The organism is Halorubrum sp., from assembly GCF_046498025.1.
In the GTDB taxonomy this organism is placed as follows: Archaea; Halobacteriota; Halobacteria; order Halobacteriales; family Haloferacaceae; genus Halorubrum.
Window position 1 is genome coordinate 1 of sequence record NZ_JAWOBM010000013.1, and the last position, 15,995, is coordinate 15,995.

Below are 15,995 nucleotides of genomic sequence, written 5' to 3' on the forward strand. Positions count from 1 at the left end.
GACATGAACTCGGTCGAGGTCGCCAAGACGCTCGCGGAGACGGAGATCGAGGTCGTCCCGGCGATCACGCGGACGATCGACTCCAACGGCGACGTCACCTACTCCTCGGCGGACGCGATCGACGTCTCGCTGCTGCAGGCGGGGCTGTTCCCGACGTTCTACCAGTTCTCGGAGGCCGTCATCGAGGTCGAGATGGACATCAAAACGACCACCGAACGAGAGACGAACATCGACGTCAGCGCCGAGGCGCACGCCGGGTTCGGCCTCTGGGGCGGCAGCATCCAGACCGACGTGAGCCACAACCGCAAGTTCGGTAAGGAGGTCCACGGGACGAGCAAACTGAAGACCACGATGGTCCCGGTGCCGGAGCCGCCGTACCTCTTCCCCGAGGTCGAGACCGTCGACAACCGCACGACTGAGGAGTGATCGAGCCGGTTCCCGGCCGTCGACGGCGAGCGCCGCACGCTCGACCGCGACGCCCGAACCGCACCAGCGACACCGACATCAATGCCATTACGAGCCCATCACGTATCACCGGCCAGTATCGCCCGCCGCCGACCGACCCAGCCGGTCGCGGACGTCCCGTTCGACGACCTCGTCTACCTGCTGGCCGCGGGCCTCATCGACGCCCAGACCGCGCTCGACGCGCACACCGCCGAGACGGCGGCGTCGCTCGCGGAGACGGAGGTCGAGGTCGTCCCGTCGGTCACCCGGACGATCGACGCCGACGGCGGGGTCACCGCGGAGGCGGCCCCGCCGGAGCGCCGGTCCCTGCTCGAACTGGGGATCGCGCCCGCCTGGTACCGATTCAGCGAGGCGACGATCGAGGTCGACGTCGACGTGAGCGTGACGGACCGCGCGAGCGACGAAGACGACCGCGAAAGCGGCGACGAGGAGCGAGCGAGCGGGCTCAGGGCGGACACGCGGTCGGTGATCGGTCGGCGCCGGTTCGACCGAGCGGCGGACGCGAACGCCCGACTGGCCGCGCGTCTCGAATCCACGCCGCGCCCCGTGCGCGCGGGTCCACCGGCGGATTCCGAGCCGGCACCCGGAGGCGACCGTGCCGACTGACGAGTGGCTCGCGCGGCCGCTCACGGAGTTCATCCGCGCGGTCGCGTTCTCGGTCGCCGAGGGACAGGAGGAACTGGACCGTCGGTCATTGGCCGCACAGCGGGCGATCGAACGGGATATCGAGAGCGGCGAGCTCGCGTACGACCTCGACGCGTCCTGGCTCCGCTTCGCCGACGTCCAGGCGGACCTGGAACTGACGCTGTCGATGGAGGGCCGGGAGATCCGCGACCCGGAGACGAACGAGGTCCGCGCGTACAAGCCCGTCGTGAGCGCGGTCCCGCTCAACCATCGCGTCGTCGACGAGTACGAGGTGGACGCCGACATCGCGAGCGAGGTCCGCCTCACGATCGCCCCCGTGCCGCCGGAGTCGCGCCGCCCATGAGCGAGCGGTTCGACGCCGGCGACTCGTTCCGGATCGCCGAGACGTTCCAGCTGACGGAGATACCGCACCTCGACGTCGACAAGCTCGACACCGTCGAACGGGCCGCGGTCGAGCGGGTGATCACCGAGCAGCAGGAGTCGCTCGTTCGGCTCCAGACCGACGTGCTGGACGTGCGGATCGAACGCGACGCGCTCGAACACGAGCTCTCGAGGCTGACCGACGACCGGGAGCGGCTTCGGGACCGCGTGCACGAGCTGGAGGCGGAGCGGCCGGCACTGGAACCGAAGGCGGTCTTCTCGACCCTCGGCGCGGCGCTGGAGGCGGCCGACGACGACCTGTCGAGCGAGCGGTACCGCGTCGACGACGTCGATTTCACGCTCAAAGCGAACCTGACGCAGACCGAGGACGGGATTCGGATGCACCTCCCCTCGCTGGACGAGTCGTCCGTCTCGGCGAACCTCAGCGAGGTATCGTTCCGGCTGCGCGCGCCGCGCGAGCGCCCCGACCGACCCGAGGCGGAGTACGTCGACGTTCCGGAGCTGGGAGGTCTGTCGCGCGAGGCCGCGGTCCGCCGGTTGGCGGCCGCCGGCCTCACTCTCGGAACGGTCGAACGGACCGCCGACCCGACGACGACGCCCGGAGCCGTCGTCGAGCAGTTCCCCGACGCCTACGCCCTCGCGGAGCCCGGGGCGTCCGTCGACCTCGTCCTCGCCGCGGAGCCCGACGTCGAGGAGCAGGAGGTCGAGGGGCCCGACGCCGATCCGGAGACGCCGGGCGATTCGAGCGCGGAGTCGGACGCGTCGACGGGGTCGGACGGTACACCCGACGATGACGGCGGCGCCGAGGGGGACAGCGGCGCGGACGCGGACGACGGCGAGACCGACCTCGACGAACGGGAGCGCATGGAGGCGTTCCGGCGCGCTCTCGTGGAGGTCGACCCGGAGAACGGCTCCGCGGTCGCGGACCGGCTCGGCCGCGCCGGCGTCACGGACCTCGAGTCGTTGGTGCGGCAGGACCCCGAGGAACTCGCCGAGCGGCTGTCGATTCCGGTCGAACGGATCGTCGCGTTACAGGAGCGGCTCGGCGGCCACGGCGAGCCGAAAGAGCTCGAATCGGTCTCCGGCATCGGCCCCACGTACGCGAGCCGGCTTCGCGAGAAGGGAATCGAGACGGTCGCCCACCTGTCGACGCTCGATCCGGAGACGGTCGCCGAAATCACGCGGGCGTCGACGAGCCGGGCCGCGGACTGGATCGAACAGGCGGCGAAGATGACCGGGGACCGATGAGCCTCGCGGAGCGGTTCGGCGCGTCGATCGAGGTCTCGGGGCCGGACCCCGACGCGGAGGCGTTCTTGTTCGTGAAGCGTCCCGACTCGACCGACCACGACGCGTTCGTCACCGGTCTGCTCGGGATCGTGGGGACGTCCGGCCGACTCGTGCTCCACCACCGGTCCGGGTTCGCCGTCGTCCGCGTCTCGCACGAGCGCGCCCGACGGCTACGGCGGCTCCCGTGGATAGACACCGTCGGCGGCGTCCGGTTCGACCCGGCGCAGTTCGCGGCGGTGACCGGCGCTCCCGTCCCGTGAAGAGCGGGCCCGGTTCTCAACGCGATCACTCGGACCGACAGCGTATTTATACTCCCCATGCAACGAAACAGACATGACTCTCGTCGTGGTCCCGGTCCGGTACCCGCCGTCGTCGCACTCGGCGGCGACGCTGCGGGAGGCCGTCCGCGTCGCCGAAGAGCGCGACGCCGACCTCACGGTCCTCCACGTGGACCTGTATCAGAACCCGGGGGGCGTCTCGCGAAGCGACCTCAAGCGCGCCGTCGAAAGTCACGTCGGGAAGCTGGATCGCGCGCGGTACGTCGTCCGACGTGGGTTCCTCGTCGAGGAGACCATCTTGGAGGAGATCGTCGCCGAGGAGGCCGACGTCGTCGTCATCGGCTCGAAGCAGGCCGGTCGCTGGCGGCGAATGGTCCAGAAGCTGCTCTCCGACCCCGACATCGAATCGTTCCTCCGGAGCGAGCTCGACTCCACCGTGATCACGGTCGCCCGCGACGGCGCGACCGAGAGCGGCGACGCCGAAACGGGCGCGCCCTTCCCAGACGACGGCGACGACTGACGCGGCGACGCCGCTCGACGACGTACCGGCCTCTTATGCTCCCCGGCCGGCGACCTCGTAGCGACGCTCGTACTCGATGACGGTCGCGACGCGGTCGGCGACCTCCCGGCCGAACTCCCGCTCGACGACGTACAGCGCCAGGTCGATCCCCGAGGTCACGCCGCCCGCGGAGAGCAGGTCGCCGTCGTCGACGACGCGCGCGTCCACGACCTCGGCGCCCGACTCGCGCAACTCGTCTATCGCGCCGGCGTGCGTGACCGCGCGTCGGCCGTCGGTGACGCCGCCCTCCGCGAGCAGCATCGATCCGGTACACACCGACGCGATCCGGGTGCCGGCCGCGTGGTGGTCGGCGAGCGCGAGCGGCACGTCGCCCTTCTGTGCCTCCGCCCATGCGCTGGCCTCCTCGTCGCGGGCGTTCCACCCGCCACCGGGGACGACGAGGAGGTCGGGGATGTCGACGGCGTCCGGCTCCGGGAGGACGCCGTCGACGCCGACGCGGGTCCCGTGGCTCGCGGTGACCGACTCGCGCTCGTCGAGGCTCACGTATCGGACGCGTCCGGCGCGGTCGTCGCCCTCGGCGGCGTAGCCCAGCGCGTAGTCGAACACCTCGTACGGGCCGATCCCGTCCAGCTCGTCGAAGCCGTCGTACAGCAGCACGTCGACGTTCATCGTCGGGTCCGTACACGCCCGGGCGTCATGTGCGTTCCCCCGCCGTCACGCCTCGCCGAGCGCTCCGGAGGTCGTCACGCCTCGTCGAACGCGTCGGCGACCGCCTCGATGTCGCCGACGACGCGGTCGCGGTCGATCCGCTCGCCGCGGTACGCCCGCTCCACGACGCCGTCGGGGTTGACGAGGAAGGTGACGACGATGTGCGTGAAGTCGTAGCCGGGGAGCCGGTCGCTCTCGGTCGTGCGCTCGAAGCCGATCCCGAGCCGCTCTTCGACCACCGTTTTCGCCTGCTCCGGGCTCTCCGGGCGGAGATAGTGCCAGTTGTCCGCGTCGAGGTCCGCGCCGATCGACTCGGCGTTCTCGCGGAACGCCGCCGCGTCGTCGCGCTCGGGGTCGAACGTGATCGGGAGGAACACCGCCTCGTCGGTCAGCCCCGCCTCGGCGACGCGCCGCTGGACCCCCGCCAGTCGTCGGAGGAGGACGCCGCACTCCGCGGGACAGCTGATGAAGACGCCGGTCACGACCGCGGTTCGGTCGAGGGCCTCGCTGTCGACGGTCACCCCCGCGACCGGGTCCCGCAGCTCGAACGCGGGGAGCGGCTCGCCGTACGCGGGATACGCGAGGTCCTCGCTGTCCGCGAGCTGATCTTCCTGCGGCCCGAGCACGACCCCCTCCGGCTCGCCGCCGAGCACCGACGTACAGCCGGCCGTCGCACCCACCGTCGCCGCGGCGATCCCGCCGAGCAGCGCTCGCCGTTGCATGCCGAATCCGACGGACCGTGGTCGCATAACCGGTCTGGTGCGGGCGTCGAACGCCGCTCGCGACGCGGGCCCTTATACCGGCGCGTAGTACGGGATCGGCGGGTGCGGCAGCGGGACGCCGAGCGTCGCGAGCCCGTGCTGGAGCGGGATGTAACCGAGCGCGACGAAGGCGACACCCAGCGCGCGGTGGAGCCGCATGCGGGTCTCGACGCTCACGGCTCCGAACGCGGTACCGAAGAGGAACAGCGCCGGCACGGTGCCGAGACCGAGCGCGGCGAGCGCGACCGCGCCGCCGAGCGCGCTCCCCTGCACGAACGCGTACAGGAACGCCGGGTACAGCAGGGGACACGGCAAGAGCCCGTGTGCGGCGCCGAGTCCGACGATCCGCCAGTCGCCGACCCACGCGTCGACCCGGGGCACGATCCGACCCGTGACGACGCCCGAGGCGGCCTCGATCCCGGGGACCGGGATCCGCTGCAACTCCAGTCGGAGGGCGTACCGCGCGCCGATCGCGATGACGACCGCGCCGACCACGAGGCCCGTGAGCGCGTGCACGTCGTCGGCGACCGTCGTCACGGTGCGGCCCGTGACGAACGCGAGACCTCCCGCGAGGCCGAACAGGCCCCCGATCGCGGTGTAGCTCGCGGTCCGACCGAGGTTGAACAGCGCGTGCTGACGCACCTGTCGCACGGTGAGATCACCGCGGCCACCGACGCGTCCGCTTCCGGCGGCGGCGTTCGCGGCGGGCTCGGCGCCGTCGGCGGAGGCGCCGCCCCGCATTCGGTCCGCGTACGTCGAGACGAGCGGGCCGCACATGCCGAGGCAGTGCGCGCCGCCGAGGAGGCCGACCAGCAGGAACACGCCGAGGCTCAGCGGCTCCGCCGAGTGGATCGTCCCGGTGGGCTCACACGTCGCCGTCGCGGGGACGAGCGATAGCAGATCGAGTGAGCCGGCGCCGTCCCCGAGTTCGAACATGCCGTATCGCTCGCGCGCGGCGGCCCTAACGGATCTGGTGCGATCGACGAACGCGGGGGCGGGGACCGTCGCCGGAGGGTGTCACTCGAAGAGGCTGTCGACGGTCCGGACGAACCGGTCGACGATCCGGTCCGGGAGCGACGCCGACACCTCGTCGAGGAGCGCCGCGGTCCGCTCGGGGCGCGCGAGCGAGACGCGCACGGGCCGCTCGTCGGACTTCTCGACGATCCCGCTCTCGACCAGGTTCGAGACGTGCCACGAGACGGTGCTCCGCGCGATGTCCAGATCGTCCGCGAGCGCCGCCGGGCGGGTCGGCCCCTCGGCGTGGAGCCGGACGAGGATACCGCGAGCGGTCTCGCGTCGGAGGAAGGCGACGGCCCGCCGTTCCCACGGGTCGAACGTCGGGTCGAAGTAGTGGGCGCGGCCGCCGATCCGCTCGACGGCGACCTCGCCGTCGCGGACGAGGCGGCGCAGGTGATACTGCGCCTGCCCGGTGGCGATGTCGAGGTCGCGGCTCACCCGGTTGAAGTGAACGCCCGGCGTGTCGCGGACGTGTCGGCGAACCCGGGTTCTGGTGTCCGGCATGGGTGCTCGTCGTGACCTATCGTGTCGGTAGTTAAAACGAGCCCGCGCGTTCTCTCCGCGCGGGAGCGAACGGGAGAGTATTCTTGTCGCTCGCCGCAGTAGGTGTCGAGAGCGTGAGCCCGATCTCCGCGACCGCGACCGTGATAGGAACGACGACGGCGACCGCGACCGTCGGCGGCTGGGGCGTAGAGGGGTCGCTGCCGCTGCTCGGCGTCGTGCTCGTCGCCGGCGCGGGGACGGGGCTCCTCTTCCTCGTGAGCCTCGTCGCCTACCGCCGCCGCAGGAGCGCGCAGTACGCCCTGATAAGCGTCGCCGTCGGCGCCCTCCTCGCCCGCTCGGTCGTGGGCGCGGGGACCGTGCTCGGCGTCGTGCCGATGCCGGTGCACCACTTCCTCGAACACAGCTTGGACTTCCTCATCGCCGCGGTGGTCCTCTACGCGGTGTACGCGCACGCCCCCGGCTCCGTGGGCGACGACGCGCCCTCGGACTGACGGGAAGCCGTCCCGTCGCGCGCCCGCTCAGTCGCCGATACCGCGGCGAACGCGCTCGACGGCCGCGTCGACGTGACGACCGTACGCGAGCGTCACGCCGGCGACGACCGCGCCGAGGAGCGTCCAGCCGACCAGCGACCCCACCGCTCGGCCGGTCGAGACGAACCCGCCCTCAGGGGCGAAGGCGACGCCGATGACGTGCTCGAAGACGAGCCCGCGGAACGCCCCGTTCGGCGCGAGCGCGAGCGACGCGGGGACCGTCGCCGGCGACGCTCCGCCCGCGAGCGACCGGAGCAGGACGAGGTCGCCGCCGAGCACGCCCGCCGCGAGCGCGAGGGTCCCGAGGGCGATCGCGCTGCGGCGGCTCGCGGCGAGCGCCGAGACGGCCGCCGCGAGCGACACGTACGCCGCGCCCAGCAGGAGGACGAACGCGAGGAATCGCAGGTACAGCAGCGGCGAGTCGACGCCGGTGTGCGTCGCGAAGATCCCCGTGTCCGGCGCGGCCGTCAGCCAGACGACGCCGCCGATCGCCGCGTACGGGACGCCGACAGCGATGACGAGCGCGGCCAGCCGCGCCAGCAACACCCCCGCCACGTACTCGCCGACGCGGACCGGGTAGGTCCGGATCACCGCGAGCTCGCCGCTCGCGGCGTCGGTGAGCAGCGCGCGGTAGCCCAGCACCACCGCGACGAGCGGGACGAGCGCCTCGGTCGGGAGGAGCAGGTCGACGACCGCCGGCACGAATCCGGTCGCCCCGCCGCCGCCCGCCGCGAGGAGGCCGCCGAGGACGACGAGCAGTCCGACCGCCAGCACGCCGTAGCCGGGCGTGCGAACCACCGTCGCGAGCTCTCGCCGGAACACGGTCGCGACTCCGGTGAACCGGCCGCTCATCGGTCCGACACCCCCGTGACGTGAACGTCCGCCTCCGCGTCGTCATCCTCGGTGTCGTCGCCGTCGCCCTCGGTGTCGTCGCCGTCGCCCTCGGCGTCCCCGCTCGCCGCGTCGCCTGCGTCGCCCGCGTCGTCCGTGTGGTCCGCCCGCGCTCCGGAACTCCCCGTCACGACGCGGTAGAGCTCGCTCGCGTCGGTCGCGTCGTGCTCGTCGAGCAGTCGGTCCAGCGGCCCCGCGGCGGCGACCCGCCCTCGACGCAGGATCACGACGCGGTCGGCGTGAGCGTCGACGAGGTCGAGCGCGTGCGAGGAGACGACGACGGCCGTGTCGCCGTCGGCGCGCCGGGCGGCCGCGCGGAACGCGCGTTCGCGCATCCCGGGGTCAAGGCCGCTCGCCGGCTCGTCGAGGACCGCGAGCGATGGATCCCCGAGGACGGCCTGCGCGATGCCCAGCAGGCGGCGCATTCCCCCCGAGAGCGCCTCGACGCGCCTGCCGCCCGCGTCGCTCAGCCCGACCCGTTCCAGCGCCGCGTCCGGGTCGTCGCCGACGAGCCGCGCGTAGAACGCGAGCGTCTCGCGGGCCGTGAACCCGTCCCGAAACGGCACCCGCTGCGGCAGGTAGCCGATCGGCTTCGGACCGGTCGCGCCGGGGTACCGGACCTCGCCCGCGGTCGGCTCCGTCGCGCCGACGAGAACCCGCAGCAGCGTCGATTTGCCGGAGCCGTTCGGACCGATGACGGCGGTGAGGCCGGGCCGAACGTCGAGCGACACGGCGTCGAGCACCCGGACGCCCCCGTAGGTCCGGGCCGCCTCCGAGAGGCTCGCGACGGGCTCGTCAGGCATCCGCCACCCCGCTCGTCGCGTTCCGAGTGCTCGTGTTCATCGTATCGGCGTCTCCGTCGTCGTCCCCCTCGTCGAATCGGGCGCGCCAGTCTGCGTGGACCGGCCCCGCGTCCGGGTCGAGCGCGGCCGCCACCCGGTCGGGCGAGTGCGGCTCCGTCGCCGGCGCCGGGTCGATGATGCTCCCCGAGCGCGCGCCGGGGACCGTCCCGCGGAGGCGGTCGAGGAGGGCGACCGCGGGCGACTCGCGGACGGCCACCACGGCGACCTCGCGGTGGAGCGCGCCGTCGACGGGCGAGGTCGGTCGGTACGCGCGCTCGCCCGGCTCGTGGACCCCGACGTTCGCCCCTTCCCAGTAGTTCCCGCGGTCGCCGTCGGCCCAGACCCGGAGTGCGCCGGGCCCGGCGGCCGCGTGGTCCTCGTTGCCGACGAAGTCGTTCGCGACGACGCGGCTCGACGGGACGACCGTGGTCGCGCGCGCGCCGAGCTCGTTGTTCGCGGCGACGTTGCGCTCGTACAGCGACCCGCGCGAGCTGGTCGAGAAGCCGAGCTCGTTGCCGACGAGGGTGTTGTAGCCGAGGTACGCCCGTGTCCCCGACGCCTGGATCCCCGCGCTGGAGTTCCGCACGTCGTTGCCGACGATCGCGTTGCCCGACGGGCGCGTCATCACGGTGACGCCGGCGAACAGCTCGTCGCGGAACGCGTTGTCGGCGATCAGCGCGTCGCCCGTGTACATGAGGTGGACGCCGTAGCGGTTGTCCGCGAACGCGGAGTTCCGGACGACCGAGCCGTCGGCGCGGTGGAGGTAGATCCCGTCCCGGCCGCCCGCGAACGCGCTGTCCGTCACGGTCGCCCGCGACTGCATGCCGGTGATCCCCATGAAGCCGTCCTGCCAGCGATCGGTCCCGTCGACGCGGAGGTCTCGGACCACCGCGTGAGAGCCATCCCGGAGGAGCAGGCCGCTCGCGTTGGACTCGATCGTCACGTCGTCGACGAAGAGCCCCGGGGCGCCGACCGCGCGGATCCCCGCGTCGCCGTGCCCGTACCCGAGCTGGATGTTGGTGTCCCACGCCTCGCCCTCGCGGTCGCGAGCTTCGCGCGCCGCCTCCGGGTCGCGCGTCTCGTTCCCGCTCCCGTCGACCGTAATTCCGGTGATCGCCACGTCAGGCGCTCGCACCGTGATCACCGACCCGTTTCGGTCGCCGCTGATCCGCGCGTCGTCGCCGGCGATGGTGACAGACTCGTTCACCGTCGGGGTCTCCTCGTAGGTGCCGGGCGGGACGACGACCGTCGTGTTCGCCGGCGCGGCCGCGAGCGCCGCCTCGATCGTGGGCGCGTCTTCGCCGACGACGACGGAGACCGGCCGGTCGGCGCGGCGCTCGGCGGCCGCGACGCGCTCGTCGGCTTCGGTCCACCGCTCGGGGGCCGTCTCGCGCACCGTCGCCGCGGAGTCGGCGTCGAACGACAGGCCGCGGACCGCCTCCCAGTCGACCGCCCGCCCGCCGTGGTCGGCGGTGAACGCCTCGGCGGCGTCGCGCTCCCGGAACGGGACGACCGTCTCGCCGGCCGGGCTCCGGGCGTCGCTCCCGACCACGTAGACCGCCTCCGGCGCCGGCGTCCACTCGCCGTTCCGTTCGGCCTCGAACAGCCCGGTCTCCGTCGTCCCCGGCCGCGCGTCGTCGAACGTCTCGACGTAGGCGACGATCGGGTAGCCGAACTGCCGTTCCGTCCGGTCGTCGTCGAACGCCGACGCGAGCGACTCGACGCCGTTGTACCCAACGACGTACTGGAGCTGCGAGTAGAACACCTGCGTCCGCGGAATCCTCGCCGACCCCGCCATCAGCGCGTCCGTCTCGGAGGAGAGGCCGAGCTCGACGACGTCGTCGTAGGCGACCGGCGACGGCGCGGCCGACTCGGGGTCGGCGAGGAACGCCCCCGCCGTCGCGGCCGCGGCGACGAGGAGGAGCGTCGCGAGCGCGAGCCGAACCGGAAGCGAGGGATCGCCGTAGGGGTCGAAACGCGTCACGGTGAGGCTTCGATCGGTCGGGGTTTATCGGATCTGGTTCGTTCCTCGAACGACGGCGTGAATCGGTCCCGAGGGGCTAAGACGGACGTTCCGCAACTATCACGCATGACCGAACGCCAGCGTCCGTCGACGTCGCGTCGGAGTCTGCTCGCCGGGATGAGCGCGGGGCTCTCGCTCGCCGCCGCCGGCTGTCTCGGAGAGGAGAGCGAGTCCATCGCCCCCGTCTCGCTCGACGGAGAGCGCGCGTGCGACGAGTGCGGCATGATAATCGAGGACCACCCCGGTCCGGTCGGGCAGGTCCACTTCGAGGACGACGAGCCCGAGGGGGGCCGACCCGGCCAGTTCTGCAGCAGCACCTGCACGTACACCTACCGGTTCGACGCCGAAGACGCGGGACGGACCCCGCTGGCGACGTTCCTCACCGACTACTCGCTCGTCGACCAGGAGGTGTTCGAGGAGGGCTCCGACACGATGTTCTCCTCGCACGTCGAGCGCGACGCGTTCTCCCGGACGACCGACCTCACCGTCGTCGCACGCAGCGAGGTCGTCGGCGCCATGGGCCCCGAACTGATCCCGTTCAGCGAGGAGGCGGACGTGACGGCGTTCGTCGAGGAGTACGGCGGCGAGTCGATGCCCGCAGAGGACGTGGACCGGTCGACGCTCGAAGCCTTATAAGTAGTCGAGCGCGGTCGGCGTCGTATTCGCAAACAGAGCGTCGCGATTGCGGGTCGATTATAAACGGTCTGAGAGCGCGGCGGTCGATCCGCCGTCTACTCCGCGGCGCCCCACTTCTCGACGCGCTTCGGCCGGTCGGAGACGGCCATCACGTCGATGTCGTCGGCGGCGTGGTCGAGCGCCTCCAGGGCCGCCTTCGCGGAGGCGTGCGTCGAGAAGTAGGTGATCTCCTCCTCGACGGCGACCTCCAACAGCTCGCGCTGCCGGGAGACGATGAGGTCGATCTCGCCGTGTCTCGCGGCCTCGATCAGGTCCGTCGCCGTCGAGAGCTCGAAGTGCTCCGCGTACCCCTCGACCAGCGCCTCGCCGGCCTCGGTGTCGGGGTCCGGGAACTCCTCGGCGGAGAGGTCGACGACGGCGGTGCCGGACTCCGGGATCGGCTTGCCCGTGGAGTCCTGCGCCTTGTCGTACGCCTTGCCGAACGAGCGGGCCGTGCCCATGACCTCGCCGGTCGACTTCATTTCCGGCCCGAGACGCGGGTCCGAGCCCGGCAGGCGGTCGAACGGCAGGACGACCTCCTTCACGCTGCGGTGTTCCGGAATCTGCTCGTCGACGTCGAGGTCGGCGAGCGTCAGGCCGTCGGTCATCACCTTGGCCGCGAGCTTCGCGATGGGGACGCCCGTCGCCTTCGAGACGAACGGGACCGTCCGCGAGGAGCGCGGGTTCGCCTCTAACACGAACACCTCGCTGTCGGCGTCGTCGTCGCCGACGCCCGTCACCGCGAGCTGGACGTTGAGCAGCCCGACCGTGTCGAGCGCGCGGGCGATGTCCTCGGTGACCTCGCGGACCCGCGCCATCGTCTCGTCGTCGAGCGAGCGCGGCGGGATCATGCAGGCGGAGTCGCCCGAGTGGACGCCCGCGCTCTCGACGTGCTCCATCACGCCGCCGAGGAGCACGTCCTCGCCGTCGGCCACGGCGTCGACGTCCAGTTCGACCGCGTCGTCGAGGAACTGGTCGACCAGGATCGGCTTGTCGGGGGAGACCCGGACCGCCTCCTCGATGTACTCTTCGAGCTCCGCGTCGCTCTCGACGACCCGCATCGCGCGCCCGCCGAGGACGTAGGAGGGACGCACTAAGACGGGGTAGCCGATGTCGTGGGCCAGTTCGAGCGCCTCGCTCTCGCTCGTCGCGGTGCCGCCCTCGGGCTGGGCGATCCCCATCTCGTCCATCAGGACGTTGAACCGGTTGCGGTCCTCTGCCAGGTCCATCGCCTCGACGCTCGTCCCCATTATCTCGCAGTCGAGTCCGCGGCGTTCGAGCTCCGCCTCCAGCGGCTCGCCGATGTTCACGGACGTCTGCCCGCCGAACTGGACCATCACGCCGTCGGCGCCGGTCGCCTCGGCCACGTCGGCGACCTCCTCGGCGGAGATCGGGTCGAAGAACAGCCCGTCGGAGGTGTCGTAGTCGGTCGAGACGGTCTCGGGGTTGTTGTTGACGACGTGTGCCTCGATGCCGAGCTCGCGAAGCGCCTGGATCGCGTGGACCGCGCAGTAGTCGAACTCGACGCCCTGCCCGATCCGGATCGGACCGCCCCCGACCACGACCACGCTGTCGACGCTCTTGTCGACGACGAGCTCGCCGGCCGCGGCGTCGCCCTTCAGCGGTCCCCGGTTGAACTCCGACTGACGGGCTGAGTAGTAGTACGGGGTCTCGGCGGCGAACTCGCCGGCGCAGGTGTCGACCTGTTTGTACGTCCGACCGGGGACGTCCTCCTCGACGGCGGCGACGTCGGCGCCGCCCGCGAGGGTCGCGATCTCCGCGTTCGTGTGGCCCGCGGTGGCCGCCTGCGCGAACTCGCCGTTCTGGGCGGCCTGCGCGGAGTCGCTGACCCGCTCGAACCGCTCGAGGTACCACGGCTTGATGCCGGTCAGGTCCTCGACGTCCGCGACGGTGTACCCGCGGTCGAACGCCTCGAAGATCGCGTACGGGCGGTCGGGCGAGGGGCGTTCGAGGTACTCGGTCTCCAAGGCGGCGTCGCCGACCGTCTCCCAGTCGACCGCCGGGTCGTACTCCGACGAGCGGAGCGACTTCAGCAGGCTCTCTTCGAAGTTCCGGCCGATCGCCATCGCCTCGCCGGTCGACTTCATCGCCGTCCCGAGCTCGAAGTCCACGTCGTCGAACTTGTCGATGGGCCAGCGCGGCACCTTCGTCACCACGTAGTCGATGGCGGGCTCGAAGGCCGCGGTCGTCTCGCCGGTGATCTCGTTGTCGATCTCGTGGAGCCGCTTGCCCAGCGCGACCTTCGCCGTGACGCGGGCGATCGGGTACCCGGTCGCCTTCGACGCGAGCGCGGAAGAGCGCGAGACGCGCGGGTTCACTTCGACGACGCGGTACTCGCCGCCGGGCGTCCCGTCGTCGTGCCACGCGAACTGGATGTTACAACCGCCCTGGATGCCGAGGTCGCGGATGACTTCGAGCGCCGCGTCGCGCATCTCCTGGTGGCCGTCGTCGGGGATGACCTGCGAGGGGGTGACGACCGTCGACTCGCCGGTGTGGATCCCCATCGGGTCGATGTTCTCCATGTTACAGATGATGATACAGGAGTCGTCGGCGTCCCGCATCACCTCGTACTCGAGTTCGACCCAGCCCGCGATGGACTCCGTGATCAGCACCTCGCTGTTCCGCGAGAGACGGAGCCCCTTGCGGACGCGTTCGACGAGTTCCTCGAAGTCGTCGACGACCCCGGAGCCGGAGCCGCCGAGGGTGTACGTCGTCCGGGCGATGACGGGGAGCCCGCCGACCGCGTCGACCGCGTCCTGCACGCGTTCACGGAAGGCCTCCTCGTCGAAGTCGGTGACCGACTCGCCCTCGTCGAGCGAGATGGTGGTCGACTTGGGGACCGGCTGCCCGAGGTCCTCCATCCGCTGGCGGAACAGGTCGCGGTCCTCCGTCGCGTAGATGGTGTCGAGCGGTGTCCCCATCACCTCGACGTCGTGCTCCTCTAAGATCCCCTCCTCGGCGAGCTCGGCGGTGACGTTGAGTCCCGTCTGGCCGCCGAGCCCGGCGATGACGCCGTCGGGCTCCTCGATCCGGATGACCTCCGAGATCGCCTCCGGCGTGATGGGTTCGATGTACACCCGGTCCGCGGTGTCCGGGTCGGTCATGATCGTCGCCGGGTTGGAGTTCACCAGCACGACGCGGGCCCCCTCCTCTTGGAGGGCGCGACACGCCTGTGCGCCGGAGTAGTCGAACTCGGCCGCCTGTCCGATCTGGATCGGCCCGCTACCGATGAGTAGAATGGTCCGGTCCTCGCTCATTACCGCGACGAAGTACGCTCATCGTAATAAGGTCGGCGATAGAATACGAATCTCGCAGTCGATTTGCGATTTTCGAAAGGTACGTCGAGACATGACACACGAGATCTGGTCTCATACATCGAGGAGGGGGTGTCCGGACGGCGGGTGCGCCCTCATCGCCACGGCGTTCACGGGGACCTCTCCGCCCGACGGCGAACAGGCGCTCGCGACGTTCGATCCGGTCGACGGGAGGCTCCGGTTCGGCTCGGAGTGATCGCCCCTTTCGCTCCGGCCGGGTCGCTCCGATCAGGTCTCCAGCCTGTACCGGTAGGGCCGGTCCGCGATGACCTCGACCTCGCCGCGTTCGGCCCACCGGCCCAGCACGGTCGCGAGGCGGTGCGGGCTGTCGATCTCTTCGCACTCGTCGGCGAGCGCCAGAATTTCACGCGCCGTCAGCGGCTCGTCGGCCTCGGCGAGCACGCTGCGAATTCGGTCGTACCGGTCGTATCCACCGGCGTTCATGTGTCTTACGTACGGCTCCCGCACATATAGGGTTCAGTGAGACGGGAGTCGGACAATCGTCTGACATAAGCGTTGAACCCGGGGATCCGACCGCGTCGAGCGAGCCGACGCGTCGACCGCCGGTCCTCAGGCGTAGGGGTCTTCGGCCTCCAGATCGCGTTCCGCTCGGTACTGGTCGACGAACTCGCTCACGTCGAACTGCACCATCTCCGTCTCGAACGCCGAGAGCGCCTCGTCGTCGTCGGCGTGGCTCACGGCGTGTTCCATCAGCTCGACGACGAGCTCGACGACGATCTCGTGGAGGCGCCGCGAGTCGAAGTCGGTCACCCACGCCATCGCGTAGCCGACGTCCGCGTTCTCGCTGGCGTCGTAGGCGACGACGGCCTCCGGGAACTCCTCTAACACGACGCCGAGGAGGTGCGGCGTGTCGAACTCCGGCATCTCCTCGCTGGTCGTCTCTATCGCCTCGCGGAGCACCTCGACGAGGAAGTCGGGGAGGAACCGTTCCGGCGGGTGGACGTCCATCACGACCGCGTGCGTCTCGCCGCAGTCGCACTCGAACTCGCGCATGCCGAGGTCCAGCTCGCCGGCCGCCATCGTCTGCCCGCAGGGCAGCTCCAGCGTGTTCTCGTCACCGCCCGGGACGCGCGGCTGGGACATACCTCAAGTTGGCCGTTCTCGGGGTTAAA

19 protein-coding genes are annotated in these 15,995 nt (G+C 71.3%); 9 read left to right on the forward strand and 10 right to left on the reverse strand.

The window, feature by feature from the left end:
- The 6 genes from R6U01_RS02130 to R6U01_RS02155 all read left to right on the forward strand — a co-directional run.
- On the forward strand, positions 1-426 hold a 426-nt coding region (locus R6U01_RS02130; RefSeq protein WP_410284814.1), incomplete at its 5' end, for a hypothetical protein.
- Between the two features lie 81 nt (positions 427-507).
- Positions 508-1,071, forward strand: a complete 564-nt coding sequence (locus tag R6U01_RS02135) for a hypothetical protein (RefSeq protein WP_410284815.1) — start codon at positions 508-510, stop codon at positions 1,069-1,071.
- Positions 1,061-1,453: a hypothetical protein gene (locus R6U01_RS02140; RefSeq protein WP_410284816.1), complete on the forward strand. Its 393-nt coding sequence runs from the start codon at positions 1,061-1,063 to the stop codon at positions 1,451-1,453. Before R6U01_RS02135 ends, R6U01_RS02140 begins: the two co-directional genes overlap by 11 nt.
- On the forward strand, positions 1,450-2,739 hold the full coding sequence (locus R6U01_RS02145) for a helix-hairpin-helix domain-containing protein (RefSeq protein ID WP_410284817.1): 1,290 nt from the start codon (positions 1,450-1,452) through the stop codon (positions 2,737-2,739). Before R6U01_RS02140 ends, R6U01_RS02145 begins: the two co-directional genes overlap by 4 nt.
- On the forward strand, positions 2,736-3,038 hold the full coding sequence (locus R6U01_RS02150) for a hypothetical protein (RefSeq protein WP_410284818.1): 303 nt from the start codon (positions 2,736-2,738) through the stop codon (positions 3,036-3,038). The genes R6U01_RS02145 and R6U01_RS02150 overlap by 4 nt, the downstream gene beginning before the upstream one ends.
- Before the next feature lie 73 nt (positions 3,039-3,111).
- Entirely contained in the window at positions 3,112-3,576 is a 465-nt protein-coding gene (locus R6U01_RS02155) for a universal stress protein (protein WP_410284819.1), read from the forward strand.
- A gap of 33 nt (positions 3,577-3,609) precedes the next feature.
- On the opposite strand, the gene R6U01_RS02160 is transcribed toward R6U01_RS02155, so the two are convergent.
- The 4 genes from R6U01_RS02160 to R6U01_RS02175 all read right to left on the reverse strand — a co-directional run bounded on the left by R6U01_RS02160 (position 3,610) and on the right by R6U01_RS02175 (position 6,566).
- Positions 3,610-4,245, reverse strand: a complete 636-nt coding sequence (locus R6U01_RS02160) for a DJ-1/PfpI family protein (protein ID WP_410284820.1) — start codon at positions 4,243-4,245, stop codon at positions 3,610-3,612.
- A gap of 74 nt (positions 4,246-4,319) precedes the next feature.
- Positions 4,320-5,006, reverse strand: coding sequence for an SCO family protein (locus R6U01_RS02165; protein ID WP_410284821.1), 687 nt, complete (start codon positions 5,004-5,006; stop codon positions 4,320-4,322).
- A gap of 72 nt (positions 5,007-5,078) precedes the next feature.
- A complete protein-coding gene (locus R6U01_RS02170) occupies positions 5,079-5,981 on the reverse strand; it encodes a sulfite exporter TauE/SafE family protein (protein ID WP_410284822.1) in 903 nt (300 codons plus the stop codon).
- Positions 5,982-6,062: 81 nt separating this feature from the next.
- On the reverse strand, positions 6,063-6,566 hold the full coding sequence (locus tag R6U01_RS02175) for a winged helix-turn-helix transcriptional regulator (protein WP_410284823.1): 504 nt from the start codon (positions 6,564-6,566) through the stop codon (positions 6,063-6,065).
- Between the two features lie 143 nt (positions 6,567-6,709).
- On the opposite strand from R6U01_RS02175, the gene R6U01_RS02180 reads away from it, so the two are divergent.
- Positions 6,710-7,057 carry a hypothetical protein gene (locus R6U01_RS02180; RefSeq protein ID WP_410284879.1) on the forward strand — a complete coding sequence of 116 codons (348 nt, stop codon included), beginning with the start codon at positions 6,710-6,712 and terminating at the stop codon, positions 7,055-7,057.
- A gap of 27 nt (positions 7,058-7,084) precedes the next feature.
- Here the strand turns inward: R6U01_RS02180 and R6U01_RS02185 are convergent, their stop codons facing one another.
- Genes R6U01_RS02185 through R6U01_RS02195 form a run of 3 tightly spaced genes read right to left on the reverse strand, consistent with a single transcriptional unit; the run spans position 7,085 to position 10,813 of the window.
- Positions 7,085-7,948, reverse strand: a complete 864-nt coding sequence (locus R6U01_RS02185; RefSeq protein ID WP_410284824.1) for a copper ABC transporter permease — start codon at positions 7,946-7,948, stop codon at positions 7,085-7,087.
- On the reverse strand, positions 7,945-8,790 hold the full coding sequence (locus R6U01_RS02190; protein WP_410284825.1) for an ABC transporter ATP-binding protein: 846 nt from the start codon (positions 8,788-8,790) through the stop codon (positions 7,945-7,947). Before R6U01_RS02190 ends, R6U01_RS02185 begins: the two co-directional genes overlap by 4 nt.
- Complete coding sequence (locus R6U01_RS02195) at positions 8,783-10,813, reverse strand: NosD domain-containing protein (protein WP_410284826.1); 2,031 nt, start codon at positions 10,811-10,813, stop codon at positions 8,783-8,785. Before R6U01_RS02195 ends, R6U01_RS02190 begins: the two co-directional genes overlap by 8 nt.
- Positions 10,814-10,918: 105 nt before the next feature.
- On the opposite strand from R6U01_RS02195, the gene R6U01_RS02200 reads away from it, so the two are divergent.
- The gene (locus tag R6U01_RS02200) at positions 10,919-11,488 is read left to right on the forward strand and encodes a nitrous oxide reductase accessory protein NosL (protein WP_410284827.1); all 570 of its coding nucleotides are present in this window, start codon (positions 10,919-10,921) and stop codon (positions 11,486-11,488) included.
- A 95-nt stretch (positions 11,489-11,583) separates the two neighbouring features.
- On the opposite strand, the gene carB is transcribed toward R6U01_RS02200, so the two are convergent.
- On the reverse strand, positions 11,584-14,805 hold the full coding sequence (gene carB / locus R6U01_RS02205) for a carbamoyl-phosphate synthase large subunit (protein ID WP_410284828.1): 3,222 nt from the start codon (positions 14,803-14,805) through the stop codon (positions 11,584-11,586).
- A 91-nt stretch (positions 14,806-14,896) separates the two neighbouring features.
- Between carB and R6U01_RS02210 the strand changes: the two genes are divergently transcribed.
- Positions 14,897-15,058: a hypothetical protein gene (locus R6U01_RS02210; protein ID WP_410284829.1), complete on the forward strand. Its 162-nt coding sequence runs from the start codon at positions 14,897-14,899 to the stop codon at positions 15,056-15,058.
- A 32-nt stretch (positions 15,059-15,090) separates the two neighbouring features.
- Here R6U01_RS02210 and R6U01_RS02215 read toward each other — a convergent pair whose 3' ends face one another.
- Both R6U01_RS02215 and R6U01_RS02220 read right to left on the reverse strand, forming a co-directional pair.
- The gene (locus R6U01_RS02215) at positions 15,091-15,306 is read right to left on the reverse strand and encodes a hypothetical protein (protein ID WP_410284830.1); all 216 of its coding nucleotides are present in this window, start codon (positions 15,304-15,306) and stop codon (positions 15,091-15,093) included.
- 126 nt (positions 15,307-15,432) lie between these two features.
- Positions 15,433-15,966: a DUF5815 family protein gene (locus R6U01_RS02220; RefSeq protein ID WP_410284831.1), complete on the reverse strand. Its 534-nt coding sequence runs from the start codon at positions 15,964-15,966 to the stop codon at positions 15,433-15,435.
- Positions 15,967-15,995 lie beyond the last annotated feature (29 nt).